Source organism: Nakamurella leprariae (assembly GCF_016918035.1).
Lineage (GTDB): Bacteria > Actinomycetota > Actinomycetes > Mycobacteriales > Nakamurellaceae > Nakamurella > Nakamurella leprariae.
On sequence record NZ_JAERWK010000002.1, the window covers coordinates 32,849 to 51,868 of the forward strand.

12 protein-coding genes are annotated in these 19,020 nt (G+C 73.1%); 7 read left to right on the forward strand and 5 right to left on the reverse strand.

Features of this window, described 5'->3' with window-relative positions; all coding sequences use genetic code 11:
* Window positions 1-43 precede the first annotated feature (43 nt).
* On the forward strand, window positions 44-1,438 hold the full coding sequence (locus tag JL106_RS01215; RefSeq protein WP_456238371.1) for an MDR family MFS transporter: 1,395 nt from the start codon (window positions 44-46) through the stop codon (window positions 1,436-1,438).
* 21 nt (window positions 1,439-1,459) lie between these two features.
* On the opposite strand, the gene JL106_RS01220 is transcribed toward JL106_RS01215, so the two are convergent.
* Entirely contained in the window at window positions 1,460-3,976 is a 2,517-nt protein-coding gene (locus JL106_RS01220; RefSeq protein WP_328840936.1) for an HAD-IC family P-type ATPase, read from the reverse strand.
* A gap of 113 nt (window positions 3,977-4,089) precedes the next feature.
* Here JL106_RS01220 and JL106_RS01225 point away from each other — a divergent pair, with 113 nt between their 5' ends.
* The 3 genes from JL106_RS01225 to JL106_RS01235 all read left to right on the forward strand — a co-directional run bounded on the left by JL106_RS01225 (window position 4,090) and on the right by JL106_RS01235 (window position 8,416).
* The gene (locus JL106_RS01225; RefSeq protein ID WP_205258853.1) at window positions 4,090-5,751 is read left to right on the forward strand and encodes an amidohydrolase; all 1,662 of its coding nucleotides are present in this window, start codon (window positions 4,090-4,092) and stop codon (window positions 5,749-5,751) included.
* Between the two features lie 31 nt (window positions 5,752-5,782).
* Window positions 5,783-7,558 carry an apolipoprotein N-acyltransferase gene (lnt, locus tag JL106_RS01230; protein WP_205258854.1) on the forward strand — a complete coding sequence of 592 codons (1,776 nt, stop codon included), beginning with the start codon at window positions 5,783-5,785 and terminating at the stop codon, window positions 7,556-7,558.
* Between the two features lie 90 nt (window positions 7,559-7,648).
* A complete protein-coding gene (locus JL106_RS01235) occupies window positions 7,649-8,416 on the forward strand; it encodes a polyprenol monophosphomannose synthase (RefSeq protein WP_205258855.1) in 768 nt (255 codons plus the stop codon).
* Window positions 8,417-8,552: 136 nt separating this feature from the next.
* Here JL106_RS01235 and JL106_RS01240 read toward each other — a convergent pair whose 3' ends face one another.
* Window positions 8,553-8,894 (reverse strand): RNA polymerase-binding protein RbpA, encoded by a 342-nt coding sequence (locus JL106_RS01240; protein WP_205258856.1) that lies wholly within the window; start codon window positions 8,892-8,894, stop codon window positions 8,553-8,555.
* A 387-nt stretch (window positions 8,895-9,281) separates the two neighbouring features.
* Complete coding sequence (locus tag JL106_RS01245) at window positions 9,282-10,064, reverse strand: glycerophosphodiester phosphodiesterase (protein ID WP_205258857.1); 783 nt, start codon at window positions 10,062-10,064, stop codon at window positions 9,282-9,284.
* 53 nt (window positions 10,065-10,117) lie between these two features.
* Here JL106_RS01245 and JL106_RS01250 point away from each other — a divergent pair, with 53 nt between their 5' ends.
* Together JL106_RS01250 and JL106_RS01255 are read left to right on the forward strand one after the other, a co-directional pair.
* The gene (locus tag JL106_RS01250) at window positions 10,118-10,495 is read left to right on the forward strand and encodes a hypothetical protein (RefSeq protein ID WP_205258858.1); all 378 of its coding nucleotides are present in this window, start codon (window positions 10,118-10,120) and stop codon (window positions 10,493-10,495) included.
* Window positions 10,496-10,721: 226 nt separating this feature from the next.
* Entirely contained in the window at window positions 10,722-11,129 is a 408-nt protein-coding gene (locus JL106_RS01255; protein ID WP_205258859.1) for a hypothetical protein, read from the forward strand.
* 54 nt (window positions 11,130-11,183) lie between these two features.
* Here JL106_RS01255 and JL106_RS01260 read toward each other — a convergent pair whose 3' ends face one another.
* Window positions 11,184-14,024, reverse strand: coding sequence for an MGH1-like glycoside hydrolase domain-containing protein (locus JL106_RS01260; RefSeq protein WP_236006479.1), 2,841 nt, complete (start codon window positions 14,022-14,024; stop codon window positions 11,184-11,186).
* Window positions 14,025-14,343: 319 nt separating this feature from the next.
* Between JL106_RS01260 and JL106_RS01265 the strand changes: the two genes are divergently transcribed.
* A complete protein-coding gene (locus JL106_RS01265; RefSeq protein WP_205258860.1) occupies window positions 14,344-16,455 on the forward strand; it encodes a putative bifunctional diguanylate cyclase/phosphodiesterase in 2,112 nt (703 codons plus the stop codon).
* Window positions 16,456-16,490: 35 nt separating this feature from the next.
* Here JL106_RS01265 and JL106_RS01270 read toward each other — a convergent pair whose 3' ends face one another.
* Window positions 16,491-18,860 carry an FUSC family protein gene (locus tag JL106_RS01270; RefSeq protein WP_205258861.1) on the reverse strand — a complete coding sequence of 790 codons (2,370 nt, stop codon included), beginning with the start codon at window positions 18,858-18,860 and terminating at the stop codon, window positions 16,491-16,493.
* Window positions 18,861-19,020: the final 160 nt, after the last annotated feature.

Sequence of the window (19,020 nt, forward strand, 5' to 3'; positions counted from 1 at the left end):
GGTGGGCTTCCGGTCCGAACGCGGACCGATCCTGATCTCGCTGATGCTGTCGTCGTCGCTCATCGCGCTCGACTCGACCATCCTGGCCACCGTCGTCCCGTCGGTGGTGGCCGACCTGGGCGGCTTCTCCCAGTTCCCCTGGCTGTTCTCGGTCTACCTGCTGGCCCAGGCGGTGTCGACGCCGATCTACGGCAAGCTCGCCGACGTGGTCGGCCGCAAGCCGATCATGCTGCTCGGCATCGGGCTGTTCCTGTTGGGCTCGATCCTGTGCGGGTTCGCCTGGAACATGCCGGCCCTCATCGTCTTCCGGGCCATCCAGGGCCTGGGGGCGGGCGCGGTGATGCCGATGGGCATCACCATCGCCGGCGACATCTACACGTTGCGGGAGCGGGCCAAGGCCCAGGGCTACCTGGCGTCGGTGTGGGGGATCTCCAGCGTGGTGGGTCCGCTGGTCGGCGGCGTCTTCGCCGAGTACGTGAGCTGGCGGTGGGTCTTCTTCATCAACATCCCGCTGTGCCTGCTGGCCGCCTGGATGCTGGTGCGCAACTTCCACGAGCAGCGGGTCGGGCAGCGGCGCCACGTCGACATCCCCGGCGCAGTGCTCCTCACCGCGGGCTGCGGGCTGTTGATCCTCGGCCTGCTCGAGGGCGGCAACGCCTGGGCCTGGATCTCGCCGGCCGGGATCGGGGTGCTGGCGGCCGGCGTGCTGCTGCTGGTGGTGTTCGTGCTCGTCGAGCGGAGGGTGGCTGAGCCGATCCTGCCGCTGCGACTGCTGCGCCGCCGGCTGCTGGTGACCACCAGTCTGGTCTCGCTGCTCGTCGGTGCGCTCGTCCTCGGCCTGACCGGCTACGTGCCGACGTACGCGCAGGGTGTGCTCGGCTACGGACCGCTGGTCGCCGGTTTCGCCCTCGCGCCGATGCTGCTGGGCTGGCCGCTGGCCGCCTCCCAGGCCGGCCGGCTGTACCTGCGGGTGGGGTTCAGGACCACCGCCTCGATCGGCATGGTGTCGGCGCTGGCCGGGGCGGTGCTCATCGGTCTGCTGGGGGCGGACTCGTCCTTCTGGCAGGTGGCGGTGGGCTCGTTCCTGGTCGGGCTGGGGATGGGCCTGACCGCCGTCCCCACCCTGATCGCGGCCCAGACCAGCGTCGGCTACGAGGAGCGCGGCGTCGTCACCGGGACCAACATGTTCGCCCGATCCATCGGCAGCTCCGTCGGCGTCGCCATCTTCGGGGCCATCGCCAACGCGACGCTCAGCGGCTCCGCCGCCGCTGAGGGCGACCCGGATCCGGCCCTGCTGGCCGAGGCGTCCAGCCACGTCTTCCTGGCCGTGCCGGTCGTCGCGGTGCTGCTCGCCATCGCGATCCGGCTCATGCCGCGGGACCGCCCGAACCGCAGGGCACAGCACGACGAGCCGGTCGCCGGACAGCCCGCCGGCTGACGGGCACCCCGCGACGCCGGATCAGCGGCCGCCGGCCTGCCGCATCCCCGGCGACAGCCGGTAGATGAGCTCGACCGCGGCGGCGCCGCACGCCCCGACCAGCAGCGACTGCCACAGCAGGTCGGTGGGCGTGCTGAACTCGAAGAACGTCTGAGCGATGGGCAGCACGAACGCCAGCACGGCCAGGCCGATCATCGCGCCGACCAGCACCGCCTTCCACATCCGGAACGGCCGGGCCAGCACGATGAGGATCCAGAACGCGGTGACCAGCAGCGAGATCGTCGCGGCGGTGGACGGCTGCCAGCACACCGGGTTCTCGCTCGTCGCCGCGCCGGCGCCCGGGGCGCACCCGGGGATGCCGCCGTGGCTGCTGCGGGCCCACAGGTAGGACGCGAACACCACCAGCCCGGCGACCGCGCCAGCCGGCACCGCGAACCGCAGCACGCGGGCCAGGAAGCCGGGCAGGTACCGCCGCTTGTTCGGCCCCAGGGCCAGGAAGAAGGCCGGAATGCCGATGGTGACCGCGGACACCAGCGTCAGATGGCGGGGCAGGAACGGGAAGGGGGTGGCGAACAGCGCCGCCGACACGATCGCGATCAGGCTCATCACGTTCTTGGCCACGAACAGGTTGGCCACCCGTTCGACGTTGCCGATCACCCGGCGGCCCTCGGCCAGCACCGACGGCAGGTGCGAGAACTTCCCGTCCAGCAGCACCAGCTGGGCCACCGCCTTGGTCGCCTGCGCGCCGTTTCCCATGGCGACCCCGATGTCGGCGTCCTTGAGCGCCAGCGCGTCGTTCACCCCGTCCCCGGTCATCGCGGCGACGTGCCCGTTGCGCTGCAGCGCGTTGACCAGGGCCCGCTTCTGCTCGGGGGAGACCCGACCGAACACGGTGGTCCGTTCGACCAGCGGGCGCAGCTGCTCGATGTCCTCGCCGATGGTCCGGGCGTCGACCACCGCGTCGTCGGGCACGTCCAGACCGACCCGGCGGGCGATCGCGGCCACCGTGGTCGGGTTGTCCCCGGAGATGATCTTGATGGCCACGCCCTGCTCGGCGAAGTAGCGCAGCGTCTCCTCGGCGTCGGGCCGGACCTGCTCGGTGAGCACGACCAGACCGCGGTGCACCAGCGCGCCGGGCAGTTCCTGGCCGTGCAGCAGCTCGTCGGTGTGCGACAGCAGCAGCACCCGGCGGCCGGTGCCGGCCAGCTCGTGCACCCGGTCCCGGATCGGACTGTCCGCGGTGAGCAGCACGTCCGGTGCGCCCAGCACCCAGGTGCCCCGGCCGGTGAACGTGGCCGCGCTCCACTTGCGGGCCGAGTTGAACGCGATGTTGTCCCGCCGCACCCAGTCGGCCGGCGGCCGGGCGGCCGCGGCGCAGGCCAGCAGCGTGCCGTTGGCGTTCGGGTCGTCGGCCATCGCGCCCAGCGCGGCCCGCAGGTCGTCCAGATCGTAGGCGTCCAGCGGCAGCAGGTCCTCGAAGACGATGTCCCCGACGGTCAACGTGCCCGTCTTGTCCAGGCACACCACGTCGACGCGGGCCAGGCCCTCGACCGCCGGCAGCTCCTGGACCAGCACCTGCTGCCGGGTCAGCTGCACCGCGGCCAGCAGGAACGCCACCGAAGTGAGCAGCACCAGGCCCTCGGGGACCAGGCCGACCAGGCCGCCGGTGGACCGGATGACGACCTCGCGCCAGCCCTCGTCGCCGATGGCCCGGGTCTGCGACCAGATCTGCAGCGGCAGCGCGACCACGATGACCCAGGTGATGTACTTCAGCAGCTTGTTGACCGACGACTGGATCTCGGAGTGGGTCCTGGTGAACTTCTTGGCCTCGGCGGCGATCCGGTTGGCGTAGGCGTCGTCGCCGACCGCGACGGCGGTGAACCGCCCGCTGCCGGCCACCACCACGGTGCCGGACAGCACCTGGTCGCCGACCTGCTTGGGCACGGCGTCGGACTCGCCGGTCAGGTTCGACTCGTTGATCTCCAGCCCGGCGACCTGACCCAGCGCGCCGTCGGCGGGGACCTGGTCACCGGTGCGCAGCTCGATGAGGTCGTCCTGGACCACCTCGGCCGTCGCGATCTCGGCGATGCGTCCGTCGCGCACCACCCGGGTGGTCGGCGCGTTCAGCAGGGCGAGTCGGTCCAGCTTCCGCTTGGCCAGGTACTCCTGGACGATCCCGATGAGCGAGTTGACCACCAGCACCACGCCGAACAGCCCGTCGGCCAGCGATCCGGTGATCAGGATGAGCACGAACAGGCAGCCGAGGATGGCGTTGAACCGGGTGAAGACGTTGGTCCGGACGATGGTCCACAGCGGCCGGGAGGACGCGGCGTCGGTGACGTTGACCCGTCCCTGGGCGACGCGCTCGGCCACCTGCGCGGAGGTGAGCCCGCCGGCCGGAGCAGGCGCGCCGTCGGTCAGCGGCTCAGGACGGGTGCCGTCCGGGGCGGGTCGGGTGTCGACCGTGGCCGGTCCGGAGCGGGCGGGACGCTCGGTCCCGGGGTCAACGGAGTCGGGACTGCCCGGCTGGTTCGACACGGGAACCACTCTCTCAAACACCGGGCCTCAGGTCGTCGCTCCTTCCGGGGTGATTCGGAACGGCACGGCCCACCGCGATCAACCGGACGGGCGCGTGGGGTTGACTGAGCGTCATGAGCACTGTGCTGTTCCGTGGCGGACGGGTCCACACGCCGGACGACCCGGCGGCGACCGCCCTGGCCGTCACCGACGGGATCATCAGCTGGATCGGCGGCGAGCACTCGATCACCGCGGCCGGCCACGTCGACACCACCGTCGACCTGGACGGCGCCCTGGTCGTGCCGGGCTTCGTGGACGCCCACGTGCACAGCACCGACGCCGGCCTGCCGCTGACCGGCATCGACCTGACCGCCGCCACCGGGCGGCAGCACGCCCTGGCGCTGCTCGCCGCGGCCGCACGCGACCAGCCGGACGGGCTGCTCTGGGCCCACGGCTGGGACGACACCCGGTGGCCGGCCGCCGGGGCGGAGGCCGGGCCCCCGACCGGCGCCGAGATCGACGCCGTGGTCGGCGACCGGCCCGCCTACGTGGCTCGGATCGACCTGCACTCCGCCGTGGTCAGCCGGACCCTGCTCGTCAGCGCCGGGATCGCCGAGGGTGACCACGCCGACGGCCGGGTGGTCGCGGACGTGCACCAGCGGGTCCGCGCCACGGCCAAGGGGCTGCTGGGCGCGGACCGGCGGGCCCGGGCACAGCAGGCCTTCCTGCGGCACGCCGCGGCGGCCGGGATCGTCGAGGTGCACGAGGCCGCCATCGGCGACCCGGCCGGCGAAGCCGACCTGGCCGCGCTGCTGACGACGCGGGACCGGCCGGGCGCTGTCCGGGTCCGGGGATACCTGGCCGCGCTGGTCGGCGACGAGGACGAGGCGCGCGCGGTGCTGGCCCGCACCGGTGCGGACGCGCTCGGGGGCGATCTCGCGGTCGACGGCAGTCTCGGCTCGCACACCGCGGCGCTGCGCGAGCCGTACCGGGACGCGTCGACGTCCGGCCGCCGGTACCTCACCGATGAGCAGATCGTCGCGCACCTGGAGGCCTGCACCCGGGCGGGCATCCAGGCCGGCTTCCACGCCATCGGCGACGCGGCGGTCGGCGCGGTGGTCGACGGGCTGCGGCGGGCTGCGGAACGGCTGGCCGGGTCGGGTCCGGCGTGGCGGCCGCGGCTGGCCGGCCTGGCCCATCGGATCGAGCACGCCGAGATGGTCGGCCGGGCGGAATTCACGGCCCTGGGTGAGTTCGGGCTGGTGGCCAGCGTGCAGCCCCGGTTCGACGAGGCGTGGGGCGGCCCCGACGGCATGTACGCCCGCCGGCTCGGCGCCGCACGGGCCGGCGCCATGAATTCCTTCGCCGACCTGGCCGCGGCCGGGGTGGCGTTGGCGTTCGGCTCCGACGCCCCGGTGACCCCGGTCGGCCCGTGGAAGGCGATGCGGGCTGCCGTGCATCCACGCACCGACGGACACGGCGTCTCCCCTCGGGCGGCGCTCACCGCCCACACCCGCGGCGGTCACCGGGCGGCCGGACGCCGCTCCGGTGGTCAGCTGACCGCCGGAGCGCCGGCCGACCTGGTGGTGGCGGACTCGCCCGCGCTGGTGCGGCCGGCCGCCGACCCGACCGTGGCGCGCTGGTCGACCGATCCCCGCTCCGGCGTGCCGTTGCTGCCCGACCTGGCGCCCGGCGCGCGGTTGCCGCGGACCGTCGCCACCCTGGTCGACGGGGCGCTGGCCCACTCCGACGGCTCGCTGGCCGGGCTGGAGGAGGCGCCGCTGCGCGGCCGGTGAGGCGGGCACCGGCGGCAGTACCCTCGTGCCGGTGCGCGCCTCGACCGAACCCGATCCGCCGGGGTCGGCCGACCCGGCGAACGAGCCGGAGGACGGGACCCCGGCCAGGGCGACGCCACGCCCGCCGCGGTCGGTCCGCAGCGCCGCGCACTGGTCGACTCGGCGTCGCGCCCTGCGCGGCGCCGGCGGCCTGCGCATCCTGGCGGCTGCGCTCGGCGGGCTGGCCCTGTACGCGGCGTACGCCCCGTCCACCCGATGGTGGGCGGCGATCGTCGGTCTGGGCCTGCTCGGCGTCGCCGTGCACGGCCGCCGCTGGCGCCCGGCCCTGGGCCTGGGCCTGGTCTTCGGGCTGGCCTTCTACCTGCCGTTGCTGAGCTGGACCTCGGTGTACGTCGGGGTCGTGGCGGTCACCCTGTCCGTGGCCGAGGCCCTGCTCACCGCGCTGGTCGGCCCGGCGATCTCGGTGGCCTCCCGGGTGGGCCGCCGCAGCGTGCCGCCGGGACAGGCCCGGCCGGCCCGCGACTGGATCTGGCCGCTGCTGTCTGCTACGATCTGGGTGGCCGGCGAGGCGCTGCGCGCACGGTTCCCGTTCGGCGGGTTCCCGTGGGGTGGGATCGGCTTCTCCCAGCCGGACGGCCCGCTGCTGCCGGTCGCCGCCGTGCTGGGCGCGGCCGGCCTGACGTTCGGCACCGCGCTGGCCGGCTTCGGGCTGTCCGCCGTGGCCGTCGCGGTCCGGCGATGGCGGGCCGGGGGAGCGCAGCCGGGACACCGCGGCGTTCTCGCGCTGCTCGTCGCCACGGCGGTCACGGCGGTGCCGCTGCTCGGCGGGCTGGCGTCCCGGCCCGCGGTGCTGACCGAGGAGCGGCTGGCGGACACGCCGCGCAGCACCATCGCGGTCATCCAGGGCAACGTCCCGCAGGCCGGGTTGGAGTTCAACGCGCAACGGCGCGCGGTGACCCGGCTGCACGCCGAGCAGACCCACGCCCTGGCCGCGGCCGTGCGGGCCGGCACCGCCGCCGCCCCGCGACTGGTCGTGTGGCCGGAGAACGCCTCCGACATCGACCCGTACCTGGACCCGGTGGCGGCGGAGATGATCAGCTCCGCCGCCCGCGACATCGGCGTGCCGGTCCTGGTCGGTGCCGTGGTCGACGCGCCCGACGACGCCCCCGGACAGCATGAGACGGCGCGCGGCACCTACAACATGGGCATCGTGTGGGATCCGGTCACCGGACCGGGCGACACCTACACCAAGCGGCATCCGGTGCCGTTCGCGGAGTACATGCCGTACCGGTCGTTCTTCCGGATCTTCTCCTCCTGGGTGGACCGGGCCGGCTACTTCCTGCCCGGCGACGCCCCCGGCAACCTCGAGGTGGCTGGGGTCCACATCGGCGACGTCATCTGCTTCGAGGTCGTCTACGAGCACCTGGTCCGCGACGTGGTGGACGGCGGCGCGCAGGTGCTCGTCGTGCAGACCAACAACGCGACCTTCGGCTGGACCGACGAGACCTACCAGCAGCAGGCGATGAGCCGTGTCCGGGCCGTCGAGCACGGTCGCGAGGTGCTCATCGCGGCGACCAGCGGGGTGTCGGCGGTCATCCGCCCGGACGGCTCGGTGGAGTCGACCGTGCCGTTGTTCACGCCCGGGTTCATGACCCCGAGTGTCCCGCTCATCTCGCAGCGCACGCTCGGTAGTGTGCTCGGCGCCCCGGTGGAGTGGGCGATCACGGCGCTGGCCGTGGTCGTGCTCGGCGGGGCCGCCATCGGGGGCGTGGTGAGGAGGACCCGGGAACGCACCCGGTCCTCCTGACGTCCTGATCAACGGTCCACCCGCTGCGAGTCGGGCGGCCCGCACGACCGACCCGCAGCGATCCGTCACTGCTGCCGTGAAAGGCCTTCCGTGACCGACCCGTCCACCGATCAGGTGCTCGTCATCATCCCGACCTACCAGGAGCGGGAGAACCTGCCACGCATCCTCGACCGGTTGCTGACCGCGAACCCGCAGGTGCATGTCCTGGTCGTGGACGACGGCAGCCCCGACGGGACCGGGCAGGTCGCCGATGACCGCGCCGCGGCCGACGACCGGGTGCATGTGCTGCACCGGTCGGGCAAGCAAGGTCTGGGAGCGGCCTACATCGCCGGGTTCCGCTGGGGACTCGAGCGCGGGTACGACGTGCTCGTGGAGATGGACGCCGACGGATCCCACGCGCCCGAGCAACTGCCCCGGCTGCTCGCCCGGATCAGCCCGGCCGGGGGGGCCGACGCGGTGATCGGGTCGCGGTACGTGCCCGGCGGCCGAGTGGTCAACTGGCCCCGGCACCGGGAACTGCTGTCCCGCGGCGGCAACGTCTACTCGCGGCTGGCGCTGGGGGTGAAGGTCAACGACATCACCGGCGGGTACCGGGCCTACCGCAGTGCGGTGCTCCGGACGCTGCCCCTGGACGAGATCGAGTCCCACGGGTACTGCTTCCAGGTGGACCTGAGCTGGCGGACCATCCGGGCCGGGTTCGAGCTGGCCGAGGTGCCGATCACCTTCACCGAGCGGGAGATCGGCGACTCCAAGATGAGCGGCTCGATCGTGCGCGAGGCGTTGTGGAAGGTCACGTTGTGGGGGAGCCGCCGCCGCTGGGAGCAGCTGCGCGCCGCGCTGCGCTCCCGACGGTCCTGACCGCTCCGCACCGACCACAGCGCCGACCACGGCACCGACCACGGCACCGACGAACAACGCCGCCCGGCGGATCGGGCGGCGCTGTGGTCGGTGCTGTGGTCGGTGTGGCCTGACGCCGGCGTCCGCCGGGCGCCCATCAGGACGCGGTGCGGCGGCTCCGCAGCTCGGACAGCCGCTCGTTGAGGATCTCTTCGAGCTCCTCGATGGAGCGTCGCTCGAGCAGCATGTCCCAGTGGGTGCGCGGCGGCTTGACCGCCTTGCTCTCCGGTACCGAGCCATCGATCAGGGTGGAGGACTGGCCATGCATGCGGCAGTCCCAGGTCGCCGGCACCTCGGCGTCGTCCGCCATCGGCACGGTGAACTCATGGTCGCGCGGGCACCGGTACGTGGCCGTCCGGCGCGGCGCCAGGTCGTGGTTGCGGTCGGCCTCGTAACTGGTCGACCCGAGGCGACTGCCCCGCAGGACGCGGTCCGCCATGATGTTCCTTCCTCACTGATCCACTGGTACTGCCGTGTCCGCCGAACGCCCGAAGGCTCGAGCCGGACGGGGACGGGGAGCATCCGCACTGCGCCGGTCGCGGGTGTCCCGGATGTTCCGGTGACGCTACCGACGGGTAACAACAACCTGGACGTCTGAATCGTTCCCGGTTCCGGGTCGGCCGAACCGGCCGGTCGACCATCGACATCTCGCCCAGGAGTTCGGGAACTGCTCCGGCGTCGGATGCACCCTCCGCGTGTCCCGAACGATCGGTGACGAAGCCATCACGCAAGGTGACGCTAGCGGAGCGAGCCGCGGAAGGATAGCGGCAACGCGGCGGCTCGAGCCAATCCGTCTCTCGACCGGTGAGTCGGTCGGTGACCGTGATCACGCTCCGTCAGGACGTGGGGACGACCGTTGCCGCAGCACCTGACGGAGCACGTCGGGACGGTCCGTCATCAGACCATCGACGCCCAGGTCGAGCAGGCGGTGCATCTCGCGGGGATCGTCCACCGTCCAGACGTGCACCTCGAGTCCAGCCCGGTGCGCGGTCCGGACCGACGACCGGGTCACCACCGGCACCCGCCGGAAGCGCACCGGGATCTGCGCGGCGACGACCCGTCCGGTGGTCGGTGGTCGGAACGGACGACGGGCGACCGACGCGCGGACCAACGCGAACACCTCGCCGGGTCCCAGGGAGCGGGCGGTGGACGACGGGGCGCCCGCGGCCAACCGGGCCAGTCGCTGGTCGGAGAACGCCCCCAGGCAGACGCGGTCCCAGGCCTGTGCCTGCTCCAGCACCCGCAGGAGCGGGTCCACCGCGGCGTCGGACTTGGCGTCGAGGTTGAAGCGGATGTCGGGGAACTCGGCCAGCACGTCGGCCAGCCGGGGGACCGGCTCGCGACCGCCGACCCGGGCCCGGGTCACGTCCCGCCACGACAGGGCGGCGATCTCGCCCGTGCGGTCCGTGACCCGGTCCAGCACCGGGTCGTGGAACACCACCAGCTCGCCGTCGGCGGTGCACCGGACGTCGGTCTCCAGGTATCCGTACCCACGGGTGACGGCGGCCCGGAATGCCGCCATCGTGTTCTCCACGCCGATCTCGTCACCGAGGTGCCACCCCCGATGAGCGAAGGCCCGGGGCCGCGGCGGGTCCAGGAAGGCGGTCACCGGCCGCAGTGTGTCACGCCGGGTGTGACGGGCCGCGGGCATAGCCTGGGCCCGTGCCGGAATCCGTCGCCGACCGTGTCGTGCCCGCGGCTGCCGGGTGGTCGAGCCGCCGGACCCCGGAGCGCTGCGCCTGGTGCGGGCGGGAGCTCGTGGTGTCCGCCGGCGTCGGCCGCCGCCGGCGGTACTGCGCCCAGGCCTGCCGGCAACGTGCCTACGAGCACCGGCACGCGTTGGAACGCGGCCAGTTGCCGCCCGACGCCTGGGTGCTGTCCGGCGCGGAACGGGACGATCTGGCCGACCGACTGTTCGCGGTCCGGTGCGCGGCCGAGGACGTGGCCACCGCCGTGGCCGAAGGGGCCGACGCCGAGGAACTCCAGGCGTTGAGCGACCGGGTGGTCGAGGCCGCCCGCACCGCCGAGCGGCTGCGCTGACGCTCGGCGGCCGTCCGGGACCCGATGACCCGACAGTGCTCTCGCGGACAGCGCCGGTGCCCGGGTGCTTCGGCTCTTGTCGGAGATGTTCACCGGCCGTTACGATTGATCACGGCCGTGCGTGTCACGACCGCTCCCGCGCAACGACGAAGGCGCCCGGTCCCTGGGTGGTGTCCGTGCCGAACCCCGGTCGGGTCGTCGTCGCGGCAATCCCGAGGAGGGTTGTTTGAGCGTCGATCATCTCCCCGTCGCCGGATCGGTGCAGGTCACCTACCACGCCGTCGCCCAAGGCGCGCAGTCGTCCGGGATGGACTGGATCAGTTCCAGCGATCTGGGGTCCGCCTCCGACAGCGGCGGAGCCGACGGCTTCGCCGGCTCCGTGTTCGTCATCGACGACGACGGACGGCAGGTCGCCACCGCAGCCTGGACCGCTCCCAGTGACGCCGCCGCCGACGCGGCCCTGGCCTCCCTGGGCTGGTGCCGGGACGGCGGCTGGGGCGTCGACCGCTTCGGTCGACGCAGCGCCCCGGTCACCCCGCTGCCGGGCCCGAGTGGGACGTCCGTCCCCGAACTGCCCGGGCAGCGCCGGCCGGATCACCTCCCGGTCGAACCGGGCGCACCGTTCTGGTGGTGAGCGGCGCCAGCCGCGGCGACGTTCCCGCGCCGCGGCCCGCCGGGCCGCCGGTCGTCAGCTGATCGGCCGCGGCTGCCGGCACAGCAGGTGCGCCACCACCGCGGTCCACCCGGTCTGGTGGGTGGCGCCCAGACCCTCACCGGTGTCGCCGTGGAAGTACTCGCTGAACGTGACGTGCTCCCGCCACAGCGGGTCGTCGCTGGCCTCGATGCGCTGCCCGTCACTGGGCCTGACCCCGTCGGTTCCCGGCCGGAACAGGTCGATGAGCCGGCGTTCGATCTCGTCGGCCGCGTCCCGCAGCGCGCCGGTGCGTCCGGAACCGGTCGGCAGCTCGACCGTGACGGAGCCGCCGGTGACCCGGTCGTGCTCCCGCAGCGCGTCGGCCAGCAGCACGTTCACCGGGAACCACACCGGCCCCCGCCAGTTCGAGTTGCCGCCGAACAGTCCGGTGGTGGACTCACCCGGTTCGTAGTCGATGCCGACGGTGCGGCCGCCGACGACCATGCTGAAGCCGTCCCGGTAGGCCGCCGACAGCGACCGGATCCCATACGGCGACAGGAACTCCCGCTCGTCGAAGAGCCGGGACAGCAGGGCCGGCAGGCGGTCCGGACCGACCAGCGCGAGCGCGACCCGCCGGTCGTCCCCGGCCGAACTGCGGATCAGACCGCGACACTCCTGAGGGCGACGCCGCAGCAGCCAGGCCAGCCGGGCCTGGAAGTCCGGCAGCCGAGTGGCCAGGTCCCGGGGGCCGACCGCCACCGCCAGCAGCGGGAGCAGCCCGACCATCGATCGCACCGGCAGCCGCTCACCGGTGCCGTCCGGATGCACCAGCACGTCGCAGAAGAACTGCTGCCCCTCGTCCCACAGGCAGATCCCGTGGCTGCCGAACTCGTCCATGGCCGCGGCGATGGACAGGAAGTGCTCCAGGAACGTGGTGGCCAGGTCGTCCCAGGCCCTGGCCGTGGTCTCGGGATGCTCGGCCAGTTCGACCGCGATCTTGAACATGTGCAGGCAGAAGAAGCCCATCCAACTGGTGGCGTCGGACTGCTCCAGCCGGGTGCCGGGCGGCAACCCCTTGGACCGGTCGAACAGCCCGATGTTGTCCATGCCGAGGAAGCCGCCCTCGAACAGGTCGGAGCCGTCCGGGTCCTTGCGGTTCAGCCACCAGGAGAAGTTCAGCAGCAGCTTGCTCAGGATGCGGGCCAGGAACTCCGGATCCCGGCTGCCGTCGATGCGGTAGACGTGCCAGGCGGCCCAGGCGTGGACCGGCGGGTTGACGTCCGAGAACTCCCACTCGTAGGCGGGCAGCTGACCGTTCGGGTGCATCGCCCACTCGCGGCACAGCAGCACCAGTTGCGCCTTGGCGAACGAGGGGTCGACGTGGGCCAGCGCCACGCAGTGGAAGGCCAGGTCCCATGAGGCGAACCACGGGTACTCCCACTCGTCGGGCATCGAGATCACGTCGGCGAGAGCGAGTTTCGTCCAGTCGTCGTTGCGCGCACCCTCCCGACGGCGCTGCTCGGGCGCCGGTGGACCGGCCGGATCGCCGTCCAGCCACTCCTGCACCCCGTACCGGTACAGTTGCTTGCCCCACAACAGGCCGGCGAAGGCGCGCCGGGCCACGGTCCGGTCGGTGGCATTGAGGTGGGCCGGGATGACGGCGTCGTAGAACTCGTCGGCCTCGGCCTTCCGGTCGGCCACCACCGCGTCGAAGTCGGTGCCGAAGGTCCACTCTCCGGGGTCACCCGTGCACAACCGCAGCCGGACGGTGACCGTGGCGCCGGGTGCCACCGCGTCGAACCGGTACCAGAAGCCGACCTTGGTGCCGCTGACCGGTTCGCCGTCCGGACTGCCGAGCAGCGAGTCGTCCGCCACCACCACCGCGTCCGGATCGCCGTGCACGACGTGCCGGCCGATGCCGTCCTTGACGGTCGGCGTCCGGTTGGCCGCCGCGCCCCACAGGCCGACGGCGTCGGTCTCGTTGTGGCAGAACAGCACTCGCGGGGTGCCGCCGGCAGCAGCGGTGGTGTGCTCGGCGATGAGGCGGTAGCCGCCGACCAGTTCGTGCTCGACCTGGACGGTGCTGGTGGCGACCGCGTCCACGTTCCGGCGCGGTCGGTGCACGATGCGGGCCGGCCGATGGTCCCGGCCCCAGCTCCAGGTGTTGCGCAGCCACAGCTGGGGGATGAGGTGCAGCGGATGGACCTCGGGTCCGTGGTTGGTCGCGGTGATGGTGATGGTCAGGTCGTCCGGTCCGGCCTTGGCGTAGGTCATGGTGATGTCGAAGAACCGGCTCCCGTCGAGGATCCCGGTGTCAGCCAGCTCGTACTCGCGCTCGGTGCGGGACCGGTTCCGGTTGACCTCGCGCAACTGCTCGTACGGGTACGCCGCCTGCGGGTAGCGGTAGCGCCACTGCATCCAGGAGTGGGTGGGGGTGCCGTCCAGCGCCCACCAGTACTCCTTGACGTCCTCGCCGTGGTTGCCCTCGGCGTTGGTCAGCCCGAACAACCGCTCCTTGAGGATCGGGTCGTTGCCGTTCCAGGTGGCCAGGGCGAAGTTCAGGAAGCCGTACCGGTCGCTGACGCCACCCAACCCGTCCTCGCCCCAGCGGTAGGCACGGGCGTGGGCCTGGTCGAACGGGAAGGCGTTCCACGCGTCCCCGTCGGGCGAGTAGTCCTCCCGGACGGTGCCCCACTGCCGGCCGGCCAGGTACGGCCCCCACCGCCGCCACGGCGCATCGCTCTCGGCGGATTCGGCCAGCCGACGGTGCTCGGCCGTGGCCGGCACCGGAGCGGAACCGGCGTCGGCCTCGGCGTCGCGGTCGGCGGGTGGGACGGCGGCGGCCGGATGCTCGATCGGCTGGGCGGGTCCGGACGGCACGGACTGCGTCGGCATGGCGGTCAGCTTCGCATGACGATCACTCATTGTCACCGGTGACCACACTCCGCCGTCAGCGGTCGGAGCGAGTCGGCGCGGCGCGTACTGTGGTCCACGGGTCGGGCGCCGGCATGTCCCCGGGCCTCACAACACAATTGCCGTTGAGGAACACCGCGGTCCATCGACCGGCTGGAGCCTCCTCGGACCGTCGCCCCGAGGCGACTCGGCGCTCGGCTCATCACCTCTCGCAGCCCTCCGACCTCCGCCTGCACCGTCGGGCGGAGCAGGCGACCGTGACCAAATGTGATCATGGTCACCGACACACTACGCTGCGCACATGGATGGGCACTCTCAGGCAACGTCATACGGCGGGCTGGGTGTCGTCGAGCAGGGCGGCATCGGTGTCTTCGCCTGGGACGCGGCCACGGCCCAGTTGTCCTGGGACGACCAACTGGCTTGCATGTTCGGCGTCGAGGGCCAAGACGCGTCGCCCACCGAGACCTGGTTCCGGGTGGTGCACCCCGACGACCAGGCCAAGGCGGCCCACACCCTGTACCAGGCCGATGATCCGCTGGCCGTGGTCGACGTCTTCCGGTTGCTGCTCGATGACGGCACGGTCCGGCACGTCCGCAGCCGGATCACCGAGGTCCTGCGGGACGAGGCCGGCGCCGTGAGCGGCATGGTCGGCGTCATGGCCGACGTCACGGGCGCGCACGAGGCCGAGGGACGCCTGGAGGCGATGCTGCACTCGGTGAGCGACGGCTTCGTCCTGCTCGACCACGACTTCCGGTACCTGTTCGTCAACCGCGCGGCGGAGCGCATTCTCGGTCGCTCAGCCACCGATCTGCTCGGCCGGGTAGTCTGGGAGCGCTTCCCGCACGCGGTCGGCACCGTCTTCGAGACGATGTTCCGTCGGGTGATGACCGAGCGGGTGGGCCAACGGTTCGTGGATCACTACCCGGATCCGCTCAACATCTGGCTGGACGTCCGGGCCGAGCCATCGCGGGAGGGGCTGGTCCTGTACTTCCAGGACGTCACCGCCGAACGGGCTCGTCAGGAGCAGGTCCAGCTCCTGCTGGACGGGGAGCGGCGGGCGCGCCGTGAGGCCGATGAGGCCCGTGCCTCCGCCGAGTCGGCTCACCGCCAGCTGGCGCACCAGGCCACCCACGACGCGCTCACCGGTCTGGTGAACCGCTGGGAGTTCGACCGGCTGACCACGGCCGCCCTGGCCGAGACCATGGCGGACACCCAGCGATCGGTCACCGTGCTGTTCCTCGACCTCGACCGGTTCAAATTGGTCAACGACTCGCTCGGGCACGCCGCCGGCGACGCCCTGCTGGTGACGGTCGGCCGGTTGCTGGCCCAGGAGGTCCGCGCCGGTGATGTGCTGGCCCGCCAGGGCGGCGACGAGTTCGTCGTGCTGCTGCGCGACACCCCACCGGAGGCCGCCCAGCGGATCGCCGAGCGGATCCGCTCCGCCCTGCGCCGACCCGTGCTCATCGCCGGGCACTCGCTCACCACCACGGTGAGCATCGGGCTGGCCACGTCCGGGCCCGGGACCACGGTCGAGATTCTCATGCGGGACGCTGATGTCGCGCTGTACCGGGCCAAGGACGCCGGTCGCAACAGCATCTCGTGGTTCGACGCAGCCAGCCACCGTGCGCTGCTGGAACGGGTCGACCTGGAGTCGGCGCTGCGGGACCAGTTGCAGCGCCGCGGTCTGGACGTGCACTACCAGCCCGTCCTCGACCTGCGGAACGACCGGCTGGCCGGGGTCGAGGCCCTGGCCCGATGGACGCACCCGGAGCGCGGGAACATCCCGCCGGGCATCTTCGTCCCGCTGGCCGAGGACGCCGGCCTCATCCGGGAACTGGGCGTCTCAGTGTTCGGCACCGCGTGTCGGGACGCCGCCCGGTGGGCCGCGCTGCCCGACTTCACGGTGTGGGTGAACGTCTCCGGTCGGGAGATCGCCTCCGGGTACGCCGCCCGTTTCCTGGCCGGCCTGGCCCGTGGCGAGCTGCGGCGCTGCCGGGTCGGGATCGAGGTCACGGAGTCGGTGCTGGCTGACGAGGACGTGGCCCTGCGTGAGCTGACCACGCTGCACACGGCCGGGGTCCCGATCGCCATCGACGACTTCGGGACCGGGTACAGCTCGCTGGCCCGCTTGGCGACCCTGCCCATCTCGGTGCTGAAGATCGACCGGAGCTTCGTGCAGCAGATCGGCACGCGGCTCGGCCGGGCGTCCATCGACGTGGTGGTGCACCTGGCCGGGGTGCTCGGCGTGCGGACCGTCGCCGAGGGGGTGGAGACACCGGCCCAGCTCGAGGCGCTCCGGCAGGCCGGGGTCGACTCAGCGGCCGGGTACCTGCTCGGCGAGCCACGTCCGGCGGACCGGCTCGCCCTGACTCCGGTGACCGGCCGGGGTCGCGACGCCGGTCTCGCGTCCTGACCGACGTCCGGCCCCGCTGGTGTCAGGCGGTCTCGTCAGGCCGGTGTCGTCACCGCGGCGCGGTTCGACCGCGACACCGCCCCGTCCGGCTCCGGCGGCGCGGCAGGGGAGCGCAGGGCCACTGCCGGTCCGGCCACCCGCTGGGCCAGGTCGCTGGCGTCGTCCAGGTAGAGGCTGATCCAGGCCAGCCGCAGCGCCCGCGTCGTGACCCCCGCGCCCGGCTCCGCACCGGCGTCCACGGCGGCGTCCGATGTCGCCTCCACGGCCGAACGGCGGATCAGCGCCACCACGGCGATCTCGGTGTCCGCCGACGGTGCCGGGGGCAGGTCCGTGCGGCGCCGGACGATCACGTCAGCCAGCGCGGTGAACCACGCGTCCAACCGCACGGCGCGCTCGTCCAGCACCCGTTCCGCCTCGCCGGAGCGGAGCGCCGCCGCCTGGCCGCCGTCCGCCTGCGGATTTGCGAAGACCTCGGCCAGACTGTCCGCCGCCAGCCGCAGCCGATTGACCCCACCGGCGACCGTGGTGACCAACTCCAGCCGCTCGGGACGGATGGACCGCTCGGCCACGAACTGCCGCACGGCCGCGTCCAGCCGCAGCGCTGCCGCGGCCCCGACGCTGCCGTCCGGCGCCGCCCGTGCCGTCCCGGCCGGTCCCCAGCCGTCGACCACCGACCGGACGGTGCCGGCGAACAGCCCGGACGCGGCTCGGTAGGCGTCGGCCAGCGCGCGCCGCACCTGGGCGGCCGCGCCGCCCGGCCAGCAGATGATGCCCACGACCAGCGCGGCTGCTCCGCCCAGGGCGACGTCCTCGATGCGGACCAGCCCGACCCGCCAGCCCACCGGTTGGAGCAGGTTGAACAGGACGACCACGGCCACGGTGAACGCGGCCTGACCAGCGGCGAACGACACCGTCTGCGGCGCGAACCCGGCGATCAGGATGCAGAGCGGCAGCAACACCCACAGCGCGGCTGGACCGGTGCCGACCAGAACCATCAACCCGCCGCCGATCAGGAACCCGACCGTGGTGCCCACGATGGCGCGGAAGACAGTGGACGTGGTCAGCACGGCCGACGTCCGCAGCACCGACATCGCACCGAGCCCGACCCAGAAGCCGTGCTGCACGTGACTGAGTTGCGCGACGGCCACCGCCGCGGCCAGACCACCGCCGACGCGGATGCTGTGCTGCAGCCAGACGGAGTTGCGGTGCGCCTGTTCGATGGCCAGGTCGCGGATGTCCAGCATCGGCGGCACCTCGACGGCGCCGGAGCCCCGGCCGAACAGGCGGGCCAGCAGCGGGCGGGTGTCGGCCTCCGCGGCCGCGGCCACCGTGCGACCGACCACCGCGACGACATGGGCCCAGGCGTGCACCCGGTGGATGCGGTGGCCGGCCACCGGGTCGGACGGTTCCACCGGGTCGGGCCTCTGCGCGGTGCGTCCGGCCCCCGACCCGGTGCCGGTGAGCGCCGCGCCGAGGCGGCGGGCGGCGTCGGCCCGCTCCCGGGTCAGCACTTCGAGGGCGTCGCGCAGCTCGGCCCGCAACCCGGCGGACAGGCGTCCCTGTTCTCGACCGAGCGCCGCGGCGCACAGATCCAACACCCGCGCGGCCGCCGCGATCACCGGCTGGGTCCACGCCGGCCAGTCCCGTTCCGGCTCGCGGCTCGGATCGGTGACCTGGGCGACCCAGTCGAGTTCGTCGGTGGCCCGCAGCACCAGCCGGCTGCCGGTGGTCAGGCTCACCGGACGGTAGGCGGTGTTCCGGCGGGCCTGCCCCATCGCGGCGAGGGCGGTGCGGATGTCGGTCTCGGCCGTCGGCCGCCCGGCGTCCGGCCGGCCCGGGGTGAAGCGAGCGGCCAGCGTCCGGCAGGACGCCGCGGCGGTCGCACGCAGCCGGTCGTGGTGGCGCGGCGGCCACAGGAACAGTGCGGCGGGCACGCTCAGCGCCGCGGCCAGGGTCCAGCCACCGAGTCGGGGCAGCAGGTCGGACAGCGAGCCCGGGACCAGCACCGGGAGGATGAACGCCAGCAGCGCGGCGCGGCCGGCGGCGGCCAGCGCGGCCGACAGCGCACCGACGTACCAGATCAGGAAGCCGAAGACGGCCATGCCGAGCGTGGCCTGCCACCACACCTGGCTCAGCGCAGTGCCGATGACGATGAGCAGGCACCCGACGAACCAGAGCATCGCGTAGGAACCGGCCCGGGCACTGCGGTTGCCGGGGAAGTCGGCGAACAGCAGCAGCGCGAAGGTGCCGAAGACGCCGAAGGTGACGACCAGGGTGTTCCCGATGAGCCGCTGGGCGATGACCAGCACGATCACGGCGACGATGGTCAACCGGACCGCGCGGTGGAGCGCGTAGCGCTCCGGGTCGTGCCGCTCGAACCAGCGGCCGATCGCTCCTGCGTGCATGGGAGTTGATTACCAGGGCGGGGCTGAAGCGGCCACGGCGACCGGCCGGAGCCACTTGGTCACGGTGAGCAACCACCCGGTCCGGGGGGGCCCGGGGGGGGGGGGCCCCGCGGCCCCCCCCCCCCCCGGGCCCCCCCGCCCCCCCCCCCCCCGCGGGCCG

Bases quoted from the DNA above. Each gene is read 5' to 3' on its own strand.
- JL106_RS01215 (WP_456238371.1), top strand. From the start codon at position 44: ATGCTGTCGTCGTCGCTCATCGCGCTCGACTCGACCATCCTGGCCACC.
- JL106_RS01240 (WP_205258856.1), bottom strand. From the start codon at position 8,894: ATGGCGGACCGCGTCCTGCGGGGCAGTCGCCTCGGGTCGACCAGTTAC.
- JL106_RS01225 (WP_205258853.1), top strand. From the start codon at position 4,090: ATGAGCACTGTGCTGTTCCGTGGCGGACGGGTCCACACGCCGGACGAC.
- JL106_RS01260 (WP_236006479.1), bottom strand. From the start codon at position 14,024: ATGCCGACGCAGTCCGTGCCGTCCGGACCCGCCCAGCCGATCGAGCAT.
- JL106_RS01265 (WP_205258860.1), top strand. From the start codon at position 14,344: ATGGATGGGCACTCTCAGGCAACGTCATACGGCGGGCTGGGTGTCGTC.
- JL106_RS01270 (WP_205258861.1), bottom strand. From the start codon at position 18,860: ATGCACGCAGGAGCGATCGGCCGCTGGTTCGAGCGGCACGACCCGGAG.